This is a genomic window from Tenacibaculum pelagium (assembly GCF_014062345.1).
Classification (GTDB): domain Bacteria; phylum Bacteroidota; class Bacteroidia; order Flavobacteriales; family Flavobacteriaceae; genus Polaribacter; species Polaribacter pelagius.
The window spans coordinates 68133-91911 of record NZ_JACGLS010000007.1; the positions used below are offsets into that span (position 1 = coordinate 68133).

The following is a 23779-nucleotide window of genomic DNA, read 5'->3' on the forward strand; positions in this document are numbered from 1 at the left end:
AACTCCTTTATCTAAAACAAACTTTAAGAATTCAATTCTTGATTATCACCCTGTGATTAAACTCAAAAAAAATACGTAGTTTTGCACAACTTTCAATAAGACTATGCAATACAAAAGAATCCTATTAAAATTAAGTGGAGAAGCCTTAATGGGCGATCGTCAATACGGTATCGACCCTAAGCGCTTAAAAGAATATGCTCAAGAAATTAAACAAGTAGTAGATAAAAATATTGAAGTTGCCATAGTGATTGGTGGTGGAAATATTTTTAGAGGTGTAGCCGGAGCTAGTAATGGTATGGATCGTGTACAAGGAGACCATATGGGTATGCTAGCAACTTGCATAAATGGTTTAGCTTTACAAAGTGCTTTGGAAGACGAAGGAATCCATACACGTCTACAAACTGCTATTGAAATTAAAGAAATTGCAGAACCTTATATTAAAAGAAGAGCTAATCGTCATTTAGAAAAAGGACGTGTAGTAATTTTTGGAGGAGGAACAGGTAATCCTTATTTCACTACAGACACAGCTGCTGTATTAAGAGCTATTGAAATTAATGCAGATGCAATTTTAAAAGGAACAAGAGTAGATGGTATTTACAATGTAGATCCTGAAAAGGATAAAAATGCTGTAAAGTTTGAATCTATTACTTTTAAAGATGTTATTGAAAAGGGGTTAAAAGTAATGGATATGACTGCCTTTACTTTAAGTGAAGAAAACAAACTTCCAATCATTGTTTTTGATATGAATACTAACGGAAACTTATTAAAGTTAGTTTCTGGTGAACAAATTGGAACAATAGTTGATAACGAATAAATTGAAATAACCTCAAACAATATTTTAGAGGTTTTATAAATACGAACAAAATGAACGAAGAGATAGATTTTATTTTAGATTCGGCAAAAGAATCAATGAATGGTGCTGTAGAACACTTAGTAAAAGAGTTACGTAGTATTAGAGCTGGAAAAGCTTCACCATCTATGTTAGCAAATGTTCAAGTAGATTATTATGGATCTGCAACTCCATTAGGACAAGTAGCCAATGTTAGTACTCCAGACGCTAGAACAATTACAATTCAGCCTTGGGAAAAAAACATGTTGCAAGAAATCGAAAAAGCAATTATGATTGCCAACCTTGGTTTTAACCCAATGAACAATGGTGATAATATTATCATTAGCGTACCACCTTTAACAGAAGAGCGTCGTAGAGATTTAGCTAAACAAGCAAAAGCTGAAGCAGAGCATGCTAAAGTAGGTGTTCGTAATGCACGTAAAGATGCTAATAATGAAATTAAAAAGACTGAAGCTTCTGAAGATATGAAAAAAGGAGCTGAAGAAAGTGTACAAGATTTAACAAACTCTTTTGTAAAAGATATTGACGAAAAATTCTTAGTCAAAGAAAAAGAAATTATGACTGTATAATTTTCTTTAAACATATATTAAAAAGAGTGTTTTTTAAAACACTCTTTTTTTTACTTAATTATTACATTTACCATAACTTTGCTAAAAATATTTTAAATGACTTTTTGGACTAAAATCGCAGGATTCATCTTACGAAACCGATATCTGGTATTAATTACCATAGCTGTTATTACTGGGCTTTTAGTTACTCAAATAAAATATATGCGCTTCTCATACACAGAAGCAAACCTATTACCTGCAAACCACGAGGTAAATATAGAATACAACAAATTTTTAGAAATTTTTGGAGAAGAGGGTAATTTAATCATCCTTGGTGTAAAAGACACTACAATTTTTACGCCTCAAAAATTTAATCATTGGAACTCATTAGTTAAGAGTTTTGATAGCTTACCAGAAATAGATTTTTCTGTTTCTATTGCTGATGTAAAACAGTTAAAGGCTGATCGAAAAACTCGTAAATTTATTGTAGAACCTTTATTTAAAGAACTTCCAAAAACAAATGAAGAAGTTCTTAAAATAAAAGAACAACTTTTTGACAAACTCCCTTTTTACGAAAATTTGCTTTATAACGACAAAGGAACTTTACAAACAGCCATTTATCTTAATAAGGACATTGTAAACACCCCAACAAGAGCGAATTTCATCAATCAAATATTAATACCTAAAATTAAAGCTTTTGAAAAAGATAATGGTATGGATATTCGTGTTTCTGGAATGCCGTATATTCGAACTTTAAATTCTCAAAACATTACCAATGAAATGGGGATTTTTGTAGTGGGAGCTTTATTAATAACTGCCATTATTTTCTTTTTCTTTTTCCGCTCATTTAGAGCAACTTTCATTACACTCCTAGTCGTTTGTATTGGAGTTGTTTGGGCTTTAGGTTTTATTGGATGGTTTAGATACGAGATTACTGTTTTATCTGCTTTAATACCTCCATTAATCATTGTTATTGGGGTACCCAATGCTGTATTCTTAATTAACAAATACCAGCAGGAAATAAAGAAACATGGTAACCAAGCTAAGTCATTACAGCGTGTAATATCAAAAATTGGTAACGCTACTTTAATGACGAACATTACTACTGCATCTGGTTTTGCAACTTTTGTATTTGTAAAAAGTCAATTATTAAGAGAATTCGGAATTTTAGCTTCAGTAAATATTATTAGCATATTTATTTTAGCTCTATTAATCATTCCGATTCTTTATAGTTTCATGCCTCTTCCTGAAAAGAAACATTTAAATCACTTAGAAAAAAAGTGGATGGGAAATGTAGTTTCTTGGATGGAAAGAATGGTAAAAAAACAACGTATTTCAATATATATAACCACAGTTGTTGTTATTATATTAAGTATGATTGGATTATTTCAAATTAGAGTTTCTGGTAGTTTAATCGAAGACATGCCTAAAGGAATGCAGTTTTACAAGGATATTAAGTTTTTCGAAACTGAGTTTGGTGGAATTATGCCTTTAGAAATTTTAATTGATACTAAAAGAGAAAAAGGAGTAATGAAGCTTTCCACTTTAAAAAAGATGGAAAAGTTAAATGAAACTATTGAAAGTTTTCCAGAATTATCAAAACCAATTTCGGTAACAAACCTAGTTAAATACTCTAAACAAGCGTATTATAAAGGTAATCCAAAATATTATCAGCTACCTACGAGTCAAGAAAAAGCGCATATTTTTGCTTACACAAAAAATTCTGACAGTAATGCTGGTATGTTAAATAATTTTGTAGATAGCACAGGTCGTTATGCTCGTATCACAACCTTTATGAAAGATATTGGTACTGATAAAATGGATATCATCCAAGATCGTTTACAAGCTGTTATAAAAAAGCAATTTCCAGAAGAAAGGTTTAATGTTTCTTTAACAGGTAAAGCATTGGTATTCTTAAAAGGAACGAATTACTTAATCAAAAACTTAGTTATTTCATTATCGCTTGCCATTTTATTGATTTCAATTTTTATGGCTTGGATGTTCCGTTCTTATAAAATGATTTTTATATCATTAATACCAAACATGCTGCCTTTATTAATTACTGCTGGATTAATGGGCTTCTTCGATATTCCTATTAAACCTTCAACAATATTAGTATTTAGTATTGCTTTTGGTATTTCTGTTGATGACACTATTCACTTTTTGGCAAAATACAGGCAAGAATTACTTGCTAATAACTGGAAAATTAAGCCTGCAGTATATTCTGCACTTCAAGAAACTGGAGTAAGTATGTTTTATACTTCTATCGTATTATTCTTTGGATTCTTAGTTTTTACCGTTTCTAGCTTCGGTGGTACTATTGCTTTAGGTGGATTAGTTTCTGTAACCTTATTATTAGCTATGGTTTCAAACTTATTATTGTTACCTTCTCTTCTACTTTCATTTGAGAAAAAAATTGCTAATAAAAAAGTACTAAAAGAAACTAAATTTAAAATCTTACCTCCAAAAGAAGATAAGTAGTATTCTTATATTTCTTCGTTGCCCAATTAACATCAAAAAAGTATCTTTGCTTGATTTTATTGAAGATATAAGAGATGAAAAGAAGTAGCGTTAAAGAACTATTACAGTCGGATAAATTTTTACAAGAAGTCCACCTTAAAGGATGGGTAAGAACTTTTAGAAGCAATCGTTTTATTGCTTTAAATGACGGTTCTACTATTAAAAATATTCAATGTGTAGTAGATTTCGAAAACACAGATGAAGATTTATTAAAAAGAATAACAACTAGTGCTGCTGTCAGCATTACTGGAACTTTAGTTGAAAGTCAAGGTAAAGGACAAACTGTAGAAATAAAAGTTACGAATTTAGAAATATTAGGAGATTCTAATCCTGATGAATATCCTATTCAACCTAAAAAACACAGTTTAGAGTTTTTACGTGAAAATGCGCATTTACGTGTAAGAACGAATACATTCAGTGCTGTGATGCGTGTACGTTCGGCATTATCTTTTGCTGTGCATCAGTATTTTCAAAAAAATGGATTTTACTATGTAAACACTCCTATCATTACTGGATCTGATGCTGAAGGTGCTGGAGAAATGTTTCACGTTACGAATTTCGAAGCAAATAAAGCTCCGCTAAACGAAGAGGGAAATGTAGATTATACGCAAGATTTCTTTGGAAAAGAAACCAACTTAACGGTTTCTGGTCAATTAGAAGCTGAGACTTATGCCATGGCATTAGGTAAAGTATATACTTTCGGACCTACTTTTAGAGCTGAGAACTCAAATACTACACGCCACTTAGCAGAATTTTGGATGATTGAACCTGAGGTTGCATTTAACGATTTAGATGCGAATATGGATTTATCAGAAGATTTTATCAAAGATGTTTTACAATATGTCTTAGACAACTGTAAAGATGATTTAGAATTCTTAGATAATCGTTTAGCACAAGAGGAAAAAACAAAACCTCAAGCACAAAGAAGTGAAATGGGCTTAATTGAAAAATTAAAGTTTGTTGCTGAAAATAACTTTAAGAGAGTTTCTTATACAGAGGCGATAGACATTTTACGTAATTCTAAACCTAATAAAAAGAAAAAATTCCAATTCCCTGTTAACGAATGGGGAGTTGATTTACAATCTGAACACGAGCGTTATTTAGTAGAAAAACACTTTAAGTGCCCAGTAATCTTATTTGATTATCCTGCAAATATTAAAGCATTTTACATGCGTTTAAACGACGATGGAAAAACTGTTCGCGCAATGGACGTATTATTCCCTGGAATTGGTGAAATGGTTGGGGGTTCTCAAAGAGAAGAACGTTTAGATGTTTTAAAAACTAAAATGGCTGAATTAAATATTGAAGAAGAAGAATTATGGTGGTATTTAGACACTCGTAAATTCGGAACTGCAGTACATTCAGGATTTGGTTTAGGTTTTGAACGTTTAGTGTTATTTACAACTGGAATGAGTAATATTCGTGATGTTATTCCTTTTCCAAGAACACCACAAAACGCAGAGTTCTAAAAAAATCATAAAACTTATAATTATCAATCGTCATTCCTCAAAGAATGGCGATTTTTTTTATCCTATTTCATATATTTGTAAATATGCTAAAACAAAGTTTACATCACAAATTACTTCAGAAATTATCTCCTCAACAAATTCAGTTGATGAAGCTAATTCAATTGCCAACACAAGCTTTTGAAGAACGTTTAAAACAAGAAATTGAGGAAAATCCTGCATTAGATACTGGTAAAGAAGAACCAGAAAACTTTGAGGACACACTAACTAATGAATCAGATCATGATGATGCAAATGAAAAGATTGAAGCTGATGACATTAATATTGATGAATATTTAAGCGACGACGAATACCCGAGTTATAAAACGCAAGCAAATAATTATTCTGCTGACGATGACGACAAACAAGTTCCTTATGCAGCAGGAACCACCTTTCATCAATCACTAAAAAATCAATTAAGTACTTTTAGAATAGATGAAGAAGAAAAAGCTATTGCTGAGTTTTTAGTTGGTAGCATTGATGATAGCGGATATATTCGTAGAGAAATAATTGACTTAGTTGATGATTTAGCATTTACTCAGAACGTTTTTACTACTGAAGAGAAAGTAGAGAGTGTTTTAAAAAATGTTGTTCAAAGGTTAGACCCTATCGGTGTAGGTGCTTTAGATTTAAAGCAATGTTTAATCATTCAATTAAAATCTAAACCAGAGAAAGAAAGTAGGGATTTAGCGATAAGAGTTTTAGATGAGGCCTTTGATCATTTTGTGAAAAAGCATTACAAAAAGCTTCTTGAAAAATTCGATATTAATGAAGAAAAATTAAAAGAAGTTATTACCGAAATAGGGAAACTAAATCCGAAACCTGGAAGTTCTTATGCTGGTAATAACAAAATAGCCGAACAAATAGTTCCTGACTTCTCTATTAAAATTATTGATGGTGTTTTAGAGTTAACTCTAAACTCTCGAAATGCTCCAGAACTACATGTTTCCCGTGAGTACAACAACATGCTTAAGGGTTATAGCGACTCTAAAGAAAAAAGCAAGAGTCAGAAAGATGCTGTAATGTTCATCAAACAAAAATTAGATGCTGCTAAGTGGTTTATCGACGCTATTAAACAACGTCAACAAACGCTGTTAATAACCATGAATGCGATTATGCATCGTCAAGAAGAGTATTTTTTAACTGGTGATGAACGTAAGTTAAAACCAATGATTTTAAAAGATATTGCAGACGAAATTAACATGGATGTTTCTACAGTATCTAGGGTTGCAAACAGCAAGTATGTATCTACACCTTACGGAACAAAATTGATTAAAGAGTTTTTCTCTGAATCAATGAAAAACGATCAAGGTGAAGATGTTTCTACTCGAGAGATTAAAAAAATACTAGAAACCGTTATAAAAGAAGAGGATAAAAGAAAACCTTTAACAGACGAAAAGTTATCTAAAATATTAAAGGAAAAAGGATATCCTATTGCAAGGAGAACAGTTGCAAAGTATCGTGAGCAATTAGATATTCCTGTTGCTAGATTACGTAAAGAAATTTAATGCGTTGGCATAAATTCATATCTACTGTTTTACATCCAATTGTTATGCCTACAATTGGCATCTTAATCTATTTTATTTTTACACCTGTTTATTTAAGCCGTAAACAGCAACTTAGCTTGTTAGCTGTAGTTTTTATTGCAACTTATATCATTCCTTTATTGCTTTTAATCTTGTTAAAATCTATTGGATATATAAAATCTTTTCAAGCGCATACTATTAATGAGCGCAGATTACCCATTTTTTTTATGATGACACTTCTATTTGTGTTAGGTAAATTTTTCTCTGAGATAAGTACTATAAAGGAATTGAGCTATTTGTTTTTTGGTGTAGTTTTCGGTCTTGGTATTATATACCTTCTTTTCTTAGCTAAAATAAAAGCTAGCCTACATTTATTATCAATTGGGTCTGCAATTGGTTTTTTCTTATTATTTCAACAACTTCAAAGTATAAACACTTTACCTGTAGTTATCACCTTAATATTCCTTTCAGGCTTATTAGCAAGCTCTAGATTGCATTTAAAAGCCCATACCGCAAAAGAAGTTTATATTGGTTTTTTTATTGGCGTTTGCTGTCCTTTTTTAGCTTATTATATTTTATAATAAATAGAAACTTAGCCCGAAACGCAATATCTTAGTGTCTATAGGATTTCCATTTATTGATGCATTTTTAAAAAGTGGGCTTAAACCGTAATAAACATGAAAGTTAAAAGTTCCATATCCAGCCGACATAATTAACCCTGTTTGCCATTTATTATATTCAGTAATATTATTGATACTTACCGACGTATTATTATCTGTATAAGAAAATGTATTACTTAAGTTATAACTCAGTTTTAGACCTGCATAAAATCGCCAAAACGAATAAGTATTTACAGTAGAAGATCGCCACCTGAACTGAATAGGCATTTCTAGGTTATTCAGTTTTATTTTGTTTGATGCGATATCGCTGCCAGATTCAAAGCTATTTAATGTACCTTCTACAACCTTTAAATTATGATTAAAAGAATCAAAACTATAACCTAAACCCAACCCTACAGCTATTTTTCCGTTCTTTTTAAGCGGAATATCTTTGATATACCCTCCAGAAAAACCATATGAAAATCCGCTTCGATTAATAATACTTGGCTGATTATTTAAAACATTATACGTTACATTTATATATAATTGATCTTCCCAATATTTATCTCCTACTTGTAGTGAATCTTTCTGTGCTTGAATATTAAGCATAGAAAATAACATGAAAAAAGTTATAAAATATTTCATCATAATTAACTAACGTTAAATATAGTTTATTTTGTATAAAAAAAGAGCAATCATTATGATTGCTCTTTTTAATAATATTTAAAAGTAATTACTTACTAATTTCACTCGCTTTATGCGTAGATAAACTTAATTTAAGAGCATTTACATCTCTTAACTTTTCACGAATATCAGCTAATGTACCAACACTCGATTCTTTATCTGCCTTAATAGATGTTGTCATGAAAGGAATGTCACCTTCAGCTTGATTTCCTCTTTCAATAAATATAAAAGCAGGTACATCATCTGGTGTAGCAATCTTATCATTTAACTGTATTCTATTATAAGTAGTACCATATTTAGGATCTTTGGCTTTACCAACATAAATTGTACTAACTAAACTTTTACGTTCTAACTTCTTTACTTCAGATGCACTTGGTAAACGAGGAGACTCAACTTGTAGGTCAGTTTCTCTCATTACCGTCGTTACCATGAAGAAGAATAATAACATAAAAACAATATCAGGTAGTGAAGACGTGTTCACCGCTGGCATCTCTTTTTTCTTCTTTTTAAATTTAGACATACTTAAATTGTTTTAATACTATTGAACATCAGTTGGTTCAGAATCAGATATAATTTGAGGATAACTCGATTTAATATCTAAAACTTTCTTTCTTAATGCTTCATCTTTTCTTCCACTATCTTTAAAAGCTTGATCTAATTCAGTAAAGCTAATACCGTATTTCTCTTGGCTTAGTCTATTACGTAATTCAGCGTATGCTTTTAACAACTCGTTTTGAACAGCTACATATACTCCAAACTCAGTACCTCTATCACTTTCTACAGCAATAATTGCTTTATTTGGATGATCTGAAGAAGCTGGATCTTTAGCTCCCTTACAATAATCGCAAGGAGCTCCTGCTTCTTTATCTGGCATTGGGTTACCAACACCTCCACCGTTATCTATAAATTTGATAGCAGCTTCTTTCAAATCTTTTAACTCCATAACAGCATCCTCTACGAATAAATCGTTATTACTGTTAATACTAATTTGAAAAATGTTCTTCTCTTTTACAATTGGTGGTTTAACTTCTGTTTTTTCAGCTAGCTTTTTAGGGATACCTGAATCAACATCCATTGTAGTTGTTACTAGGAAAAAGATAAGTAGCAAGAATGCAATATCTGCCATCGAACCTGCATTAATTTCTGGGTTTTCTCTTCTTGCCATAATAACTTACGATTTAACGATTCCTTTTAATAAATCCCAAACAAAAAACACACTAGCAATAGCTCCTAAGATCATGCTAAAAGTAATTCCTGTTCCTACCCATTTAGAAGTACTACCTGCAGCTACTAATTCAGCTCCATCAGCTCCCATTACTTGTCCGTTTGAAGACATAAAATAAGAAACTAAGAAAAGTACACCTAATGCTAATACACCTAGTAATGCTTTTTTAAGAGCAGCTGGATTTTTAAACATCCCTAATAAAGATGCTACAACAGCTACTACAACTACGGCGATTAATAACCAATATGAATAAGTTACTAACGGAGAAACAGCATCAGAAAGCGCTTGCTTATCTTCTATATCTATTCTTGTAACGTTTACAAATAACCCAATACCAATAAGTGATATCGCTGTTATAAGCAATGTTAATATTTTATTATTCATACTGTTTTATTATTTTTTATACTTAGCTAATAAGTCAATTAAAGAAATTGACGCATCTTCCATGTTGTTTACAATACTATCAATTTTAGAAACGATATAGTTGTAAAAAATCTGTAAGATAATTGCTACAACAAGACCAAATACTGTTGTTAAAAGTGCAATTTTAATACCACCTGCTACTACCGCTGGAGAAATATCGTTTGCAACAGCAATCTTATCAAATGCCTCAATCATACCAATTACAGTACCCATAAATCCTAACATTGGCGCTAATGCGATAAATAAAGATAACCAAGAAACGTTTTTCTCTAATAATCCCATTTGAACTCCACCGTAACCTACTACAGCTTTTTCAGCAGCCTCTAAACCTTCGTCAGCTCTTTCTAAACCTTGGTAAAAGATAGAAGCAACAGGTCCTTTTGTATTTCTACAAACTTCTTTAGCAGCCTCAACACCACCAGAACTTAAAGCATCATCAACACTAGCTACTAATTTCTTAGTGTTAGTTGTTGCCATGTTTAAATAAATAATTCTTTCAATTGCGATAGCTAAACCTAAGATTAAAGCTACTAATACAATCCCCATAAATTTAGGATCCCCTTCAATAAAACGTTGTTTTAATTCTTGGTGAAAAGTTTTATCAGCTTCAGCTGCTTGAGCATAAGTTGACTGAACAGCTCCTAAAAACATAAATCCTGTAACAGTTAGGATATTTACTACTTTTTTCATTTTGTTATAATTAATTTTAAATAGTTAACGGGTTAAAAATACAAATTTTACTATGAAATACTTAATTTTTTATCAATAAGTAATTCTTTACTTGCACTTATTACACTTTTTTATTTTTTCAGAGTGCCAAGTAACAAAAAAATGTTGGGACATTAAAAAAAAACTATGGTATTTATACACTCACAGCTTTTTTTTATTCTTTCTTCTACTTATTCAAGTAGTTATATGGGGTAAATTTAACGATAAATTTACAAACTAACCTATTTCACCTCTTAAAGAAGTCTCAAAATAACGCTTAAAATCTTCTTTTGGGAGTTTTTCTCCAATTAAATACATCATTTTTGCAACTGCTGTCTCTGTAGTTATGTCTTTTCCTCCCACTACTCCAATGCGTTTTAAGTCAGAACTTGTTTCATAATGACCTAAAATTACACTACCTCCTGTACATTGAGTCACATTAACTATGTAAATATTTTTTGCAATAGCCTCTTCTAACAAATTAATAAACCACTTTTCGGTTGGGGCATTTCCAGAACCATAAGTTTCTAATACAATACCTTTTATATTAGGTATGTTTATAAAGCTCCTCACTACTGCTTCTGTAATCCCTGGAAATAATTTTAAAATAGCCACATTATTATCTAACTTTTTCCTAAAAACAAGCTTGCTCTCGTTTAGTTTTGGTTTTAACAATAATGGATGATTGAAGTTTAAATGCACTCCACTCTCTGCTATAGGCGGATAATTCATTGACGCAAATGCCTCAAACTGATCAGCATTTATTTTAGTAGTTCTATTAGCCCTATACAGTTTATATTCAAAATACAAACCGACTTCTTGAATAATAGGTACTCCTTTTTTATTTGCTGAAGCTACTTGAATTGAGGTTATTAAATTCTCTTTAGCATCAGTTCTCAAATCTCCAATTGGTAATTGCGATCCGGTAAAAATTATTGGCTTTTGTAAATTCTCAAACATAAAACTAATTGCTGAGGAAGTATACGACATTGTATCCGAACCTGTTAAAACTACAAAACCATCATATTCTTCGTAGTTCTCAGAAATAATCTCAGCTATTTTCACATAATAATTCACATTCATGTTTGACGAGTCGATAGGCTCATCAAAAGAAATAGTAGAAATACTACAGTTTAATTGTTGCAACTCTGGGATTTTACTTGAAATCTGACTAAAATCAAACGCTTTTAAAGCACCTGTTTTATAATCTTTCACCATACCAATAGTCCCTCCTGTATAAACAATTAAAATATTAGGTGTGTTTGTCATTTTGACATTTTTTAATTCCGTTTTTTATTTGGAATAATTTATGTTGTAAATTTATCAAACAAATTTGATACAAAATTTTTAAACTAAAAATATTATGATAGGATTTTATGCTTTAATAGGTGTTATTTCTTTATTCAGCTGGATTGTAAGCAACACCTTAAAAAGAAAATTTGAAAAATATTCGAAAGTCCATTTACGAAATGGCATGAGTGGTGCAGAAATTGCATCGAAAATGCTTGCGGACCATGGAATTTCTGATGTCCAAGTAATTTCTACTCCTGGTAGACTTACCGACCATTATAATCCACAAAACAAAACTGTAAACTTAAGTGAAGCTGTATACAATCAACGTAATGCCGCTGCCGCAGCTGTTGCAGCTCACGAAGTGGGACATGCTGTACAGCATGCTAAAGCTTATCAATGGTTACAAATGCGCTCAAAACTAGTACCTGTTGTAAGTATTTCTTCTCGATTTTCTCAATGGATGATTATTGGAGGAATCGCAATAGGAATTGGATCAGGAAGTTCAAGTATTGGACTTATGATTGCTGTAGCTGGATTAATATTTATGGCCTTAGGTACTTTATTTAGTTTTATTACTTTACCTGTTGAATATGATGCCAGTAATAGAGCTTTAGCTTGGTTAGAAAGCAAACACATGGTAACTCGCGAAGAACTAGCAGGATCTAAAGATGCATTAAAATGGGCTGCGAGAACTTATTTAGTAGCTGCTCTAGGGTCTCTTGCAATGCTTTTATATTGGGGACTAAGAGTTTTAGGAAGTAGAGATTAACATCAAAACAAATTACACAAAAAAGCTTCAGAGTATTCTGGAGCTTTTTTTATTGAGCAAACCATATCTATTTAAAAAGCGTCTATTAGTTTATGGAAAATCAATATCTATTCATCGGAAATTTATCCCATTTCGTCTGATTTAGATTTTCTCACAATAACTAATCATGCACTTTTGAAGTGTAAAACAAAAAAGATATGAAAACTCTTATTACTACATTTATTTTATTCTTTATCGGAATTACTACTGCATTGGGTCAATTTAACATCAAAGGAAAAACCGTAGATGAGCAAAACCAAGCACTACCTTTTACCAATGTAATCTTATACAAAATAGGAAATGAAGCAACCCCATCTGGAACTATTACAGATGAGAACGGTAATTATCAATTTAAAAACATTGAAAAAGGAAATTATAAAATCACCATTTCTAGCATCGGGTTTAAAACAGAAAAAATCAAGGAATTTGAATTAAACTCTAACAAAACTTTTAATATTACTTTAAAAGAAGATAATCAAACACTAGATGAAGTTGTTGTTAAGTCTACTAGACCTGTAATAAAACAAACAGCAGAAAAACTAATTGTTGATTTAGAAAAAACAGAAATGTTAAATTCAAATCTACAAGATGTAATGAGAAAGGTTCCTGGTGTTTTAGTAACCAATAACGGAATTACAATTGCTGGTAAAGGCGGGGTAAGAATTCTTATCAATGGCAAAACTACAGAATACATGGACGTTGACACTTTATTACGCGATTTTCCTGCAGATAATATTGCTAAAATTGAAGTAGTTGAACAGCCAGGTGCTGAATATGAAGCTTCTGGATCTGGCGCAATTATAAATATTCTTTTAAAGAAAAATGTTCGATTAGGAACTCATGGAAGTATTACTGGTTGGATTGGTGAGGATGAAGGTTTTGAATATGGAACAAGAGCTTCTATTGCTAGTTACAAAAACAAATTAAATTGGCAAACAAGCATCAGTCATTCTAAACCAACATGGAGAGATGATTTATTTTTAGTAAGAACTGTTGACTCTGAAACTTACGATCAAGTAAGTAAATCTCCTTACGACCCAAACAATCTTAGTTTTAGTGGAAATGTTGATTATTATATTAATGACAACAATTCATTTGGAATAGGAGGACGTTGGAACAAAAGAACCTCTGATAGAATAACAACTAGCAGAACTATTGTTTCTGATGCAACTAACACAAGTACATTATTTTCTGAAAATAACTTTGATAGAGAAAGAACTAATTTTAATATCAATCCTTATTACGAATATAAATCAGATACAGAAAAACTAGTAGTAGACTTTAACTATATCAATTACAATAACGACAACACAAATACTCTTTACGATATTGCAGGAAGTACACGTTCGTTTACTGACAGACAATATATTCAAGACGGAAAATATGCTATTAAAACTTACAAAGCAGATTACAGTAAAAACTTCTCTGATAATTTTAAACTAAGTGTGGGTAGTAAATACGCAATGGTGAATACTGATAATGATTTACAATCATTTTTAGAAGATCAAACTACAAGTGCTTTTGTTTTAGATCCAGAAACTAGTAGTCAATTTTTAATTGACGAAACTATTTTCGCAGTGTATTCTAAAGTAAACGCAACTATGGGAAAATGGTCATTTTCTGGTGGGTTACGTTATGAAGATAGTAATACAAACGGAACTTCTCATTTTATAGAAAACAATCAACCTACCACTAAAGTTAAAAAAAGACCGATTAGTAAATTATTTCCAAGCGCTTCTATTAGTAGAAAGGTAACTGATAAAATTGGTGCTAGTTTATCTTATAGTTATAGAATTAGAAGGCCATCATACAACAGCTTAAATTCTTTTCAAGAATTTTTAGATCCGTTTTCTGCTGAAGAAGGAAACCCTAATTTAAAACCTGCATTTACAAACAACTATCAATTTAATTTAACTCACCAAGGTCAACCTTTTTTTACTGTTGGCTATAGCCAAACCAACGACGTTATTTTCGATTTAATAAAACAAGATAACACAACCGCTCAAATTAGACAGCAAGCTGTAAATGTTAAGAATTTTACGAACTGGAACTTTAGATTATTTGCTCCGTTAAGTTTTACAAAAGGTTTAGAAGGCTATACAGGATTTATTGCAAACAAAAACATGTACAACTCAGATCTACATGGAGTAGATTTATCTAAATGGAGTTTATTTTGGTTTGTACAAGCAAGTTATAAATTACCTTGGGATGTTAACTTTGAAATGAGTGGAAATTACGGAACTGGTGCTTTAGAAGGTCAAATTGACGTAGATTGGCTAGCAGGATTAGACTTCTCTTTTGGTAAGAAGTTTTTAGACGAAAAACTAAAAGTAAATCTTGGATTTAATAAAATGCTAAATCGTGGATTTAATGGAACAATAGATTATGGTAACGGAACAGCTAAAGTAGAAAGCAATGGCTCTCGTCAAAACATTCAATTAAGACTAGTATATAGTTTCGGTTCTAAATTCGGGAAGAAAAAATCGAGACGTAACTCCTCTAGAGACGAAGAAAATAGAATTGACGACAATAATTAAACAATATTATGAAAACATACTATCAAATACTTTTTGTTATAGGCCTATTATTTGAATCAATCGGGCAAATATTGCTATCTAAAGGAAATGATTTTGTTTATGCTTTAAAACCTATAGATTTTGCGCACTGGTCTTTACTTACAGGAGTTGTGTTATTAATACCACAAATTGGTTATTTTAGAAAAAGTATATTTACTTATATAGGAGTACCTTTTATTATGATAGGAATCACTTGTATTATAGGAATGTGTGTTTTAGATTTTATCTGGTGGAGTCAGCCAACACAAGAAATTAGAAATCAATTTGCAGGTCAAATTTCAAAAGTCCCTTCAATTTGGAAACCTTTTATTACAACTGGACCCAACTTTTTAAATGTCGGATTATTTTTATTAGCCTTAAACTATTTTAAACAAAATAAAGTTGGTGTTTTATTAATAATACTCGCAACATTAATAGTCTTTTTTATTAGATTTATTCCATCAAGATTAATTTATGCATATTTAATTACTGCTATTGGTTACGGATTAATCTTTTTTAATCATAAAACAAGCAATGAACACCAAACTTAATAAATCTGACATAATATTATTAACTATTTATTTTATAATCTCTTTTATAATGCAAGGAAGAGATTATTATAATAGAAATGCTTTAATACGTGAATATTTCATTGATTTTCCTATAGAAATATTCATGATTGGCTCTATCGTATTCCTATTTATTTTTTGGTTGATTCCAAAATTTATGATAAAAAAACAATATTTATTATTTACAATTATTGGGGTTTTTATTTTAGTATTTTTTGCAGGTATAGATTATGTTATTGGTTATTGGTCTGGAAATAATGATTGGTCTAAATTTCCGAAACCAGTTGATTTCTTTTTTAAAATGATAGATAGGTCGACCTATTCCACTGCTTTTCCTTTTGCTCTTTTATTAACCAAAAAATTTTATGAAGGACAAACACAGTATTTAAAAATAGAAAAACAACAAAAGGAAAACGAGTTAAAATTATTACGCTCTCAAATAGACCCTCATTTTTTATTCAATAATCTAAATACATTAGATAGTTTAATAGATTCTGATTCTGAAAAAGCAAAGGAATACATTAACCGATTATCGTTAATTTATCGTTATTTAATTCAGACAAAAGATGCTGAAGTAATGGAACTCTACAAAGAAATTCAGTTTGCAGAAAACTATATTTTCTTAATTGAAACTCGTTTTGGAAATGATTATGAATTTACCATTGATAAAAATGTACAAATTACGGATAAGTTTATTCCAACTGGTGCTTTACAAGCATTATTAGAAAATGTGGTAAAACATAACAAAGCGAATGGTAAATCAATACAAACTAAAATCAGTATTTCTGATGATTGGTTAACTGTAAACAATACTATATCTTACAATCCTAATAAAGAAAGCTTAGGAACTGGATTGCAAAATTTACAAACTCGTTACGAGTTATTATCAGACAAAAAAGTAGAGATTAAAGGCTCAAGCAATAGTTTTACTGTATCTATTCCAATCATTAAATTAAGTGAATAAAAATAGCATTATGAATATCTTAATTCTAGAAGACGAAATACCAGCTTATCAAAAATTGATAAACTATTTAACCAATTCTTTTGGTGAAGATTTTACGCATGACATTGCGCGTTCTAATACTGATGGAAAAGAGTTTCTACTAAAAAATAAATACGATTTTATTTTATCGGACATCCAGTTACTTGATGGAATATCATTTGATTTATTTGATGAAATAAACATCGATTGTCCTATTATTTTTTGTTCTGCACACGACGAATATTTATTCAAAGCATTTAACACAAACGGAATTGCATATATCTTAAAACCTTATTCGAAATCTGACTTTAACAAAGCTATTGAAAAGTATCAATCGCTATTCAACCAAGGAAATTACAACAAACTAAATTCCGACACTTTATCTAATTTAAAATCTGCTTTACAAGAAGAAAACACTTCATACAAAAAACGATTTGTAATAAAAAAAACTAAAGGAATTCAACTTTTAAATGTTGTTGATATTAGTTTAATTGAAGCTTCAGGAGATTTTTGTATTGCAACAGACAATTCTGGTAAAAAGCATACTATTTCTCAAACTTTAGGAAGCATCTTACAGCAATTAAACCCTACTAAATTTTTTAAAATTAATCGAAGTGAAATTGTTTGTATAGATTATATCGAAAATATCGAGAGTCATTTTAAAAACAGACTTTTAATCTCTATGAAAGGTGTTAAAGAAAAACCTATGACTAGCTCTTCTTCTACTTCCGATTTTAGAAAATGGTTAGAACAATAAAAAAACCTTCAGAATATTCTGAAGGTTTTTTTTATAATTTAATCATTTAATTTAAGAACCGCCATAAACGCCTCTTGTGGAATTTCAACATTACCAACCTGACGCATACGTTTCTTCCCTTTCTTTTGTTTTTCTAATAATTTACGCTTACGAGAAATATCTCCACCATAACATTTTGCTGTTACATCTTTACGTAAAGCTTTCGTAGTTTCTCTAGCAATAATTTTTGCTCCAATAGCTGCTTGAATAGGAATATCAAATTGTTGGCGTGGAATTAAAGTTTTTAGCTTCTCAACTATCTTCTTACCTATTGTGTAGGCATTATCGGCATGTAATAATGCAGAAAGTGCATCTACAGAATCACCGTTCAATAGAATATCAACTCTAACTAATTTAGATTCTTTCATTCCTATAGGTGCATAATCAAATGAAGCATACCCTTTAGAAACTGTTTTTAAACGATCATAAAAATCGAATACAATTTCTGCTAAAGGCATTTCAAAGATTAACTCAACACGCTGTGTTGTTAAGTAGGTTTGATTAATAATTTGCCCACGTTTTTCAATACATAAACTCATTACCTGTCCTACAAAATCAGATTTTGTAACAATAGATGCTTTTATAAATGGTTCTTCTACTCTATTTAATTTAGAAGGCTCTGGCAAATCTGATGGATTATTTACAATTAAAACCTCATCTGGCTCTTTATTTGTAAATGCGTGATACGACACGTTAGGAACTGTAGTAATCACCGTCATATTAAACTCACGCTCTAAACGCTCTTGAATAATTTCCATGTGTAACATTCCTAAGAATCCACAACGAAAACCAAAACCTAAAGCCGCTGAACTTTCTGGCTGAAATACTAATGAAGCATCATTTAACTGTAACTTTTCCATTGAGTTACGAAGTTCTTCGTAATCTTCAGTATCAACCGGGTAAATCCCAGCAAAAACCATTGGTTTTACATCTTCGAAACCATCAATACTATCGGTAGTTGGGTTTACAAAATCTGTAATTGTATCTCCAACCTTTACTTCTTTTGCTGCTTTAATACCAGTAATTAAATAACCTACATCACCTGTTTTAACCTCTTTTTTAACTACTTGTTCTAGTTTTAAAGTACCAACCTCATCAGCTGCATACTCCTTACCAGTAGCCATAAACTTGATTCGTTGATTCTTTTTAATTGAACCGTCGATTACTCTAAAATAAGTCTCAATCCCTCTATAAGAGTTATATACTGAATCAAAAATTAAGGCTTTTAGTGGAGCTTCGGGATTTCCGCTTGGTGCCGGAATTTTATCAATAATAGCTTGTAAAATATTATCAACCCCAAAACCTGTTTTACCACTTGCATGAATCACTTCTTCAGGATCACATCCTAACAAATCAACAATATCATCTGTTACTTCTTCTGGATTTGCCGATGGTAAATCAACTTTATTTAAAACTGGAATGATCTCTAAATCGTTCTCTAATGCTAAATATAAGTTAGAAATTGTTTGCGCTTGAATACTTTGCGCAGCATCAACAATTAACAAAGCTCCTTCACAAGCAGCAATAGAACGAGAAACCTCGTAAGAAAAATCTACGTGACCTGGAGTATCAATTAAATTAAGAATATACTGCTCTCCATTTAATTCAAAATCCATTTGAATAGCGTGCGACTTAATGGTAATACCACGCTCACGCTCTAAGTCCATATTATCTAAAAGCTGATTTTGCTTTTCCCGCTCTGTAACCGATCCTGTATAATCTAATAATCTATCAGCAAGAGTACTCTTACCGTGATCAATATGTGCAATGATGCAAAAATTTCTAATATTCTTCATTCGTCGTATTTCTAACCTCTTATGACCGACAAAGATACTTTATTGAAAAACGTTGTACAATTAAAAATTTATTCAATAAAAAATAAAAAGTAACTTTGCAGCATGGTAAAAATTGGCAACATAGAACTTCCGGATTTTCCGCTATTATTAGCACCGATGGAAGATGTAAGTGATCCACCGTTTAGAGCTTTATGTAAAGAGAACGGTGCTGATGTAGTTTATACTGAATTTATTTCTTCGGAAGGCTTAATTCGTGATGCGGCAAAAAGCGTTATGAAATTAGATATTTATGAAAAAGAACGCCCTGTTGGAATTCAGATTTTCGGAGCGAATTTAGATTCTATGTTAAAAACCGTAGAGATTGTTGAAAAATCGAATCCTGATATTATTGACATCAACTTTGGCTGCCCTGTTAAAAAAGTAGTTTCTAAAGGTGCTGGTGCTGGTATTTTAAAAGATATTGATTTAATGGTGAAGCTTACCAAAGAAATGGTAAAACACACCAATCTACCTATTACTGTAAAAACTCGTTTAGGTTGGGATCATGATTCTATTCGTATTGTGGAAGTTGCTGAACGACTACAAGATGTTGGCTGTAAAGCAATTTCAATACACGGTCGTACACGTGCACAAATGTATAAAGGAGAAGCTGATTGGAAGCCTATTGCAGAAGTAAAAAACAATCCAAGAATGCACATTCCTGTTTTTGGAAATGGCGATGTTACTTCTCCTGAAAAAGCAATGGAAATGCGTGATGTATACGGATTAGATGGTTGTATGATTGGTAGAGCTTCTATCGGTTACCCTTGGTTTTTTAATGAAATAAAACATTATTTCAAAACAGGAGAATATTTAGCGAAACCAACTATTGCAGAAAGAGTTGAAATGGCACGTAGACACTTACAGATGTCTATCGATTGGAAAGGACCTATTTTAGGGGTTTATGAAACTAGAAGACATTATACCAATTATTTTAAAGGGATACCACATTTTAAGGAACACAGAATGAAAATGGTTACTTCAGATGACGCAAAAGATGTTTTTGCTGCTTTTGATGAAGTTGAAAGAAAGTTTGGTAATGCTACTATTCCTGAAATAGGATAAGTTTATTTTTCTATAAAATCTTTTGAAATTCTACTACTTGCAATTTTAGCTGCTATATAACCTAGTACCGAAATTGTAAGTGTTACTATTAATAAATTTGACCACCTAAATTCAACTGGATAGGGCAGGTTTTGTGTAATCATAAACAACCCAAAACGTTGTTGGACTAACACCAAAATAATTCCTATTAGCAAGCCAACACTCATCCCTACCAAGGTTAGTAAAAAACCTTGAAGTACAAATATCTTCTTTATATCACTAACGCTTGTTCCTAAATTAAATAAGGTTTTTAAGTTATTGCGTTTATCTATAATCATCATAATTATTGAGCCTATTACGTTAAATAATGCTATTGCTACTATTAAAGTAAATATTAAATATGTTATAAAACCTTCTGTTTTAAGCACCTTATAATATAACGAATTTAATTGCCCTCTGGTTTGCACTCTATATTTACTTCCTAATTTTTCCTGTAAAATATTTTGAAAGTTATCAGAATCTATTCCTTCTTTTAATTTTATTTCTATTCCAGAAATTTGATTCTCTTTGTACTTTAATAAATCTTGTGCTAAATAAAGATCGGTAAATACATATTTATTCTGAAAATCTTCAGCCCCTGTGTACACTCCGATAATTTGAACTGCTATAGAACGAAATGCATTATTCGGATTTACAAAACCTTTTCCTGGTTTAGGCACCATAATCTGTAAAGGTTCTCCGAAATTCATAACTCCCAACGAGAGCTTATATGATACTCCATAACCTATAACTGCAGTGTTTTTAAATTCAGGATCTAACCAAGTACCAACGGTTAAAATTGAATCGGCTGGAATTATTTTACTATAATTTTGATCTACTCCTTTTATATAAGCAATGTGTTGTTTATTCTTATAACTCAAAAAAACACGTTCTTCAACTACTTTTGATATTGTAGATATTGCATTACTATTAATCAATTTTTGGTGTATAGTATCAGTATATTGAAATGATTTCCCTTTTACAACACTAATCTTAATATCTGGATCAGAATTACCGAGTAATGAATCATTAAATACTTTTAACCCTGAATAACCAGATAAAATTATAAATAACGCTAACGCACCAATTAGCACACCAAATACTGCAATAAACGTAATAACATTAATTGCATTGGTTCCTGTTTTAGAAAACAAGTATCTTTTAGCTATGTAATATGAAAAGTTCAAGTATCAACAAAAAAGTACTAATGTAACGATTTAATAGTTACATCTTTTTTCTACGTGGAAGAATACTTGGATTTTTAATAGGATCGACATCCTTTCCTTTTAAAGACTTATCTATTTCTTCGATATAATCTAAACTATCATCTCCAAAAAACAATAATTCAGGCATTCTTCGTAATTGATTTCTTGTTCGTTTTGCTAATTCATGACGAATTAAAGGTGTATTAGAAATAACTCCTTCTAAAACTTCTGTTCTTTTTTCTGATGGAAAAACACTTAAGTAAACTTTAGCTACTCCTAAATCGGCAGTAACCGAAACTTTAGATACTGATATAATCACCCCTTTCATTCCATCTTGTGCAGCACGCTGTAATACATCTACCAAATCCTGTTGCAATACCCCTGCAATCTTTCGTTGTCTATTTGTTTCTTCCATGCTGCAAATTTAGGGATAAAATTACGGAGTGTAAATTTTATTTTTAATTGCATACATTACCAAACCAACACGATTTCGAACATTTAATTTTGTGAATAAACTATCGCGATACCCATCAATAGTTTTAGGGCTTAAAAACATTTTATCTGCGATTTCTTTATAGGTTAATTCTGAACACGCCAGTTTCATAAAAGTAACTTCATTGTCTTTAAAAGTCACACTATTTTTCCCATTCTTTCCTGAAACAGAATCAAGCAATAAGGTTGTTACATTTCTTGTATGATAAAACCCATTATCCATCATTTCTAGTAATGCTTTCTCTAGCACTTCTTTTTTGGTATCTTTAAGTAAATAACCAACGGCGCCCGCTTTTAACATTTTTAAAATAGTGCCATCGGCATCTTCTACAGATAGCGCCATCACATGGACGTGCGGGTGGTGTTCAACAATCCATTCGGTTGTTTCAATACCATTCATTACTGGCATATTAACATCTACCAAAACTATGTCTGGAATATTTTTTGGTGAAGCGGAAAATTTTTCGGCGACTTCTTTACCGTTTTTGCATGTATATAATACTTTAAACTTATCAAAAGTATTTACCATGCCTTCTATAGCCTGCGATAATAATGTATGGTCGTCTACAACAACAACTGAGTATTTCATAATCTGGGTAGGTTTGGTGTTTTTTTGCTGTTGGGGGTGTGTACACTAGGTTCTCTAAATATAGTAATTTATTATTAAACTTGTCCCCTTTTCTGGTTCTGATTTTAGTTTTGCTTTCGCATTTATCAATTTCGCTCTTGCTTTAATATTCTGTAAACCAATGCCTTTTAGCCTTATTTTTCTCATTTCAAAACCAACTCCGTTATCCTTTGCTATAATTTCAATGGAATCTTCTGAGTAGCTTATAAAAACATCTAATTTAGAGCCTTTAGAATGTTTAATTGTATTAGAAAAAAACTCTTGGAGCATTCTAAAAATTACAATTCCATGTTTTTGATTTATCTCTTGCTCTTTTCCTGAAATAGTTAAGCTAGCATCTATATAATTTAATCGATTAAAACGTTCAACCTCTAATTCAACAGCTTCTTTCAGCTTTATATTCTTAATAAAATCTGGATTAATTATCTTAGATAAAGCCCTTATTTCTTTTAAGCTTTTTGTTATAGTTTCTGATATTTCTCCAATATTTTCAGGAGATGCATGCTGCATCTGTATTTTAGCTAAAGTTAAGAGTTGCCCAATATTATCGTGCAACTCCCAACTTATATTTCTTAAAGTTTCTTCTCGTATTTCTATTTGAGTTTCAGCCATTTCTTTTTCAAAACGTTTTCTGCTTTCTACTTGATTCAACAATAATTTGTTTTTACGTTGTTGAAAAACCGTGAATAAAACTATTACAAACAGTACAATTAAAACGATTACTAATGTTGAAACAATTAGTATTAAATTCTCTTCTTGCTGCATATTAAACCATAAATAATGAATAAATTCATTAGAGCAATAAGAATATACAATATAAAAAAGAGTCCTCTATCTTTCATATGTTTAATCAGTGAAAAAAAAGGAATTGACGGTAAGTAAAAAGCTATAAAACCAACTGAAACCCAGAAAGGAAGCATTCTTTTATAATTCAACACTTCATTT

General features: G+C 31.0%; 23 protein-coding genes. 12 read left to right on the top strand and 11 right to left on the bottom strand.

Features of this window, described 5'->3' with window-relative positions; all coding sequences use genetic code 11:
• Positions 1-103: 103 nt before the first annotated feature.
• The 6 genes from pyrH to H3Z83_RS12165 all read left to right on the top strand — a co-directional run bounded on the left by pyrH (position 104) and on the right by H3Z83_RS12165 (position 7530).
• On the top strand, positions 104-814 hold the full coding sequence (gene pyrH / locus H3Z83_RS12140) for a UMP kinase (RefSeq protein ID WP_182125765.1): 711 nt from the start codon (positions 104-106) through the stop codon (positions 812-814).
• 50 nt (positions 815-864) lie between these two features.
• Positions 865-1419 carry a ribosome recycling factor gene (gene frr / locus H3Z83_RS12145; protein WP_182125766.1) on the top strand — a complete coding sequence of 185 codons (555 nt, stop codon included), beginning with the start codon at positions 865-867 and terminating at the stop codon, positions 1417-1419.
• A gap of 96 nt (positions 1420-1515) precedes the next feature.
• Complete coding sequence (locus H3Z83_RS12150; RefSeq protein WP_182125767.1) at positions 1516-3879, top strand: efflux RND transporter permease subunit; 2364 nt, start codon at positions 1516-1518, stop codon at positions 3877-3879.
• Between the two features lie 74 nt (positions 3880-3953).
• Positions 3954-5387, top strand: coding sequence for an asparagine--tRNA ligase (gene asnS, locus H3Z83_RS12155; protein WP_182125768.1), 1434 nt, complete (start codon positions 3954-3956; stop codon positions 5385-5387).
• An 83-nt stretch (positions 5388-5470) separates the two neighbouring features.
• The gene (gene rpoN, locus H3Z83_RS12160) at positions 5471-6931 is read left to right on the top strand and encodes an RNA polymerase factor sigma-54 (RefSeq protein ID WP_182125769.1); all 1461 of its coding nucleotides are present in this window, start codon (positions 5471-5473) and stop codon (positions 6929-6931) included.
• Positions 6931-7530, top strand: coding sequence for a hypothetical protein (locus H3Z83_RS12165; RefSeq protein ID WP_182125770.1), 600 nt, complete (start codon positions 6931-6933; stop codon positions 7528-7530). The genes rpoN and H3Z83_RS12165 overlap by 1 nt, the downstream gene beginning before the upstream one ends.
• On the opposite strand, the gene H3Z83_RS12170 is transcribed toward H3Z83_RS12165, so the two are convergent.
• The 6 genes from H3Z83_RS12170 to H3Z83_RS12195 form a co-directional block, all read right to left on the bottom strand.
• Positions 7525-8196: a porin family protein gene (locus tag H3Z83_RS12170; RefSeq protein ID WP_246337574.1), complete on the bottom strand. Its 672-nt coding sequence runs from the start codon at positions 8194-8196 to the stop codon at positions 7525-7527. The two genes, H3Z83_RS12165 and H3Z83_RS12170, sit on opposite strands and share 6 nt — an antisense overlap.
• Positions 8197-8281: 85 nt before the next feature.
• Positions 8282-8752 carry an ExbD/TolR family protein gene (locus H3Z83_RS12175; RefSeq protein WP_182125771.1) on the bottom strand — a complete coding sequence of 157 codons (471 nt, stop codon included), beginning with the start codon at positions 8750-8752 and terminating at the stop codon, positions 8282-8284.
• 18 nt (positions 8753-8770) lie between these two features.
• Entirely contained in the window at positions 8771-9397 is a 627-nt protein-coding gene (locus tag H3Z83_RS12180; RefSeq protein ID WP_182125772.1) for an ExbD/TolR family protein, read from the bottom strand.
• Positions 9398-9403: 6 nt separating this feature from the next.
• Entirely contained in the window at positions 9404-9841 is a 438-nt protein-coding gene (locus H3Z83_RS12185; protein ID WP_182125773.1) for a hypothetical protein, read from the bottom strand.
• Positions 9842-9850: 9 nt separating this feature from the next.
• Positions 9851-10570, bottom strand: a complete 720-nt coding sequence (locus tag H3Z83_RS12190; RefSeq protein WP_182125774.1) for a MotA/TolQ/ExbB proton channel family protein — start codon at positions 10568-10570, stop codon at positions 9851-9853.
• 255 nt (positions 10571-10825) lie between these two features.
• The gene (locus tag H3Z83_RS12195) at positions 10826-11857 is read right to left on the bottom strand and encodes an asparaginase (RefSeq protein ID WP_182125775.1); all 1032 of its coding nucleotides are present in this window, start codon (positions 11855-11857) and stop codon (positions 10826-10828) included.
• 94 nt (positions 11858-11951) lie between these two features.
• Between H3Z83_RS12195 and H3Z83_RS12200 the strand changes: the two genes are divergently transcribed.
• From H3Z83_RS12200 to H3Z83_RS12220, 5 genes are all read left to right on the top strand, one after another.
• Entirely contained in the window at positions 11952-12650 is a 699-nt protein-coding gene (locus H3Z83_RS12200) for a zinc metallopeptidase (RefSeq protein WP_182125776.1), read from the top strand.
• A gap of 197 nt (positions 12651-12847) precedes the next feature.
• The gene (locus tag H3Z83_RS12205; RefSeq protein ID WP_182125777.1) at positions 12848-15226 is read left to right on the top strand and encodes a TonB-dependent receptor domain-containing protein; all 2379 of its coding nucleotides are present in this window, start codon (positions 12848-12850) and stop codon (positions 15224-15226) included.
• Positions 15227-15234: 8 nt separating this feature from the next.
• Positions 15235-15795 (top strand): hypothetical protein, encoded by a 561-nt coding sequence (locus H3Z83_RS12210; RefSeq protein WP_182125778.1) that lies wholly within the window; start codon positions 15235-15237, stop codon positions 15793-15795.
• A complete protein-coding gene (locus H3Z83_RS12215; protein ID WP_182125779.1) occupies positions 15779-16777 on the top strand; it encodes a sensor histidine kinase in 999 nt (332 codons plus the stop codon). The genes H3Z83_RS12210 and H3Z83_RS12215 overlap by 17 nt, the downstream gene beginning before the upstream one ends.
• Positions 16778-16787: 10 nt before the next feature.
• The gene (locus H3Z83_RS12220) at positions 16788-17552 is read left to right on the top strand and encodes a LytR/AlgR family response regulator transcription factor (RefSeq protein ID WP_182125780.1); all 765 of its coding nucleotides are present in this window, start codon (positions 16788-16790) and stop codon (positions 17550-17552) included.
• 38 nt (positions 17553-17590) lie between these two features.
• On the opposite strand, the gene lepA is transcribed toward H3Z83_RS12220, so the two are convergent.
• The gene (lepA, locus tag H3Z83_RS12225; protein WP_182125781.1) at positions 17591-19387 is read right to left on the bottom strand and encodes a translation elongation factor 4; all 1797 of its coding nucleotides are present in this window, start codon (positions 19385-19387) and stop codon (positions 17591-17593) included.
• Positions 19388-19489: 102 nt separating this feature from the next.
• Here lepA and dusB point away from each other — a divergent pair, with 102 nt between their 5' ends.
• The gene (gene dusB, locus H3Z83_RS12230; RefSeq protein WP_182125782.1) at positions 19490-20491 is read left to right on the top strand and encodes a tRNA dihydrouridine synthase DusB; all 1002 of its coding nucleotides are present in this window, start codon (positions 19490-19492) and stop codon (positions 20489-20491) included.
• A 2-nt stretch (positions 20492-20493) separates the two neighbouring features.
• On the opposite strand, the gene H3Z83_RS12235 is transcribed toward dusB, so the two are convergent.
• From H3Z83_RS12235 to H3Z83_RS12250, 4 genes are read right to left on the bottom strand one after another with little or no spacing between them, the layout of a single operon-like run.
• Complete coding sequence (locus tag H3Z83_RS12235) at positions 20494-21696, bottom strand: ABC transporter permease (RefSeq protein WP_182125783.1); 1203 nt, start codon at positions 21694-21696, stop codon at positions 20494-20496.
• Between the two features lie 37 nt (positions 21697-21733).
• The gene (rbfA, locus tag H3Z83_RS12240) at positions 21734-22129 is read right to left on the bottom strand and encodes a 30S ribosome-binding factor RbfA (RefSeq protein ID WP_182125784.1); all 396 of its coding nucleotides are present in this window, start codon (positions 22127-22129) and stop codon (positions 21734-21736) included.
• A gap of 21 nt (positions 22130-22150) precedes the next feature.
• Positions 22151-22798, bottom strand: coding sequence for a response regulator transcription factor (locus tag H3Z83_RS12245; protein WP_182125798.1), 648 nt, complete (start codon positions 22796-22798; stop codon positions 22151-22153).
• Positions 22799-22849: 51 nt separating this feature from the next.
• Positions 22850-23599, bottom strand: a complete 750-nt coding sequence (locus H3Z83_RS12250) for a sensor histidine kinase (RefSeq protein ID WP_182125785.1) — start codon at positions 23597-23599, stop codon at positions 22850-22852.
• Positions 23600-23779 lie beyond the last annotated feature (180 nt).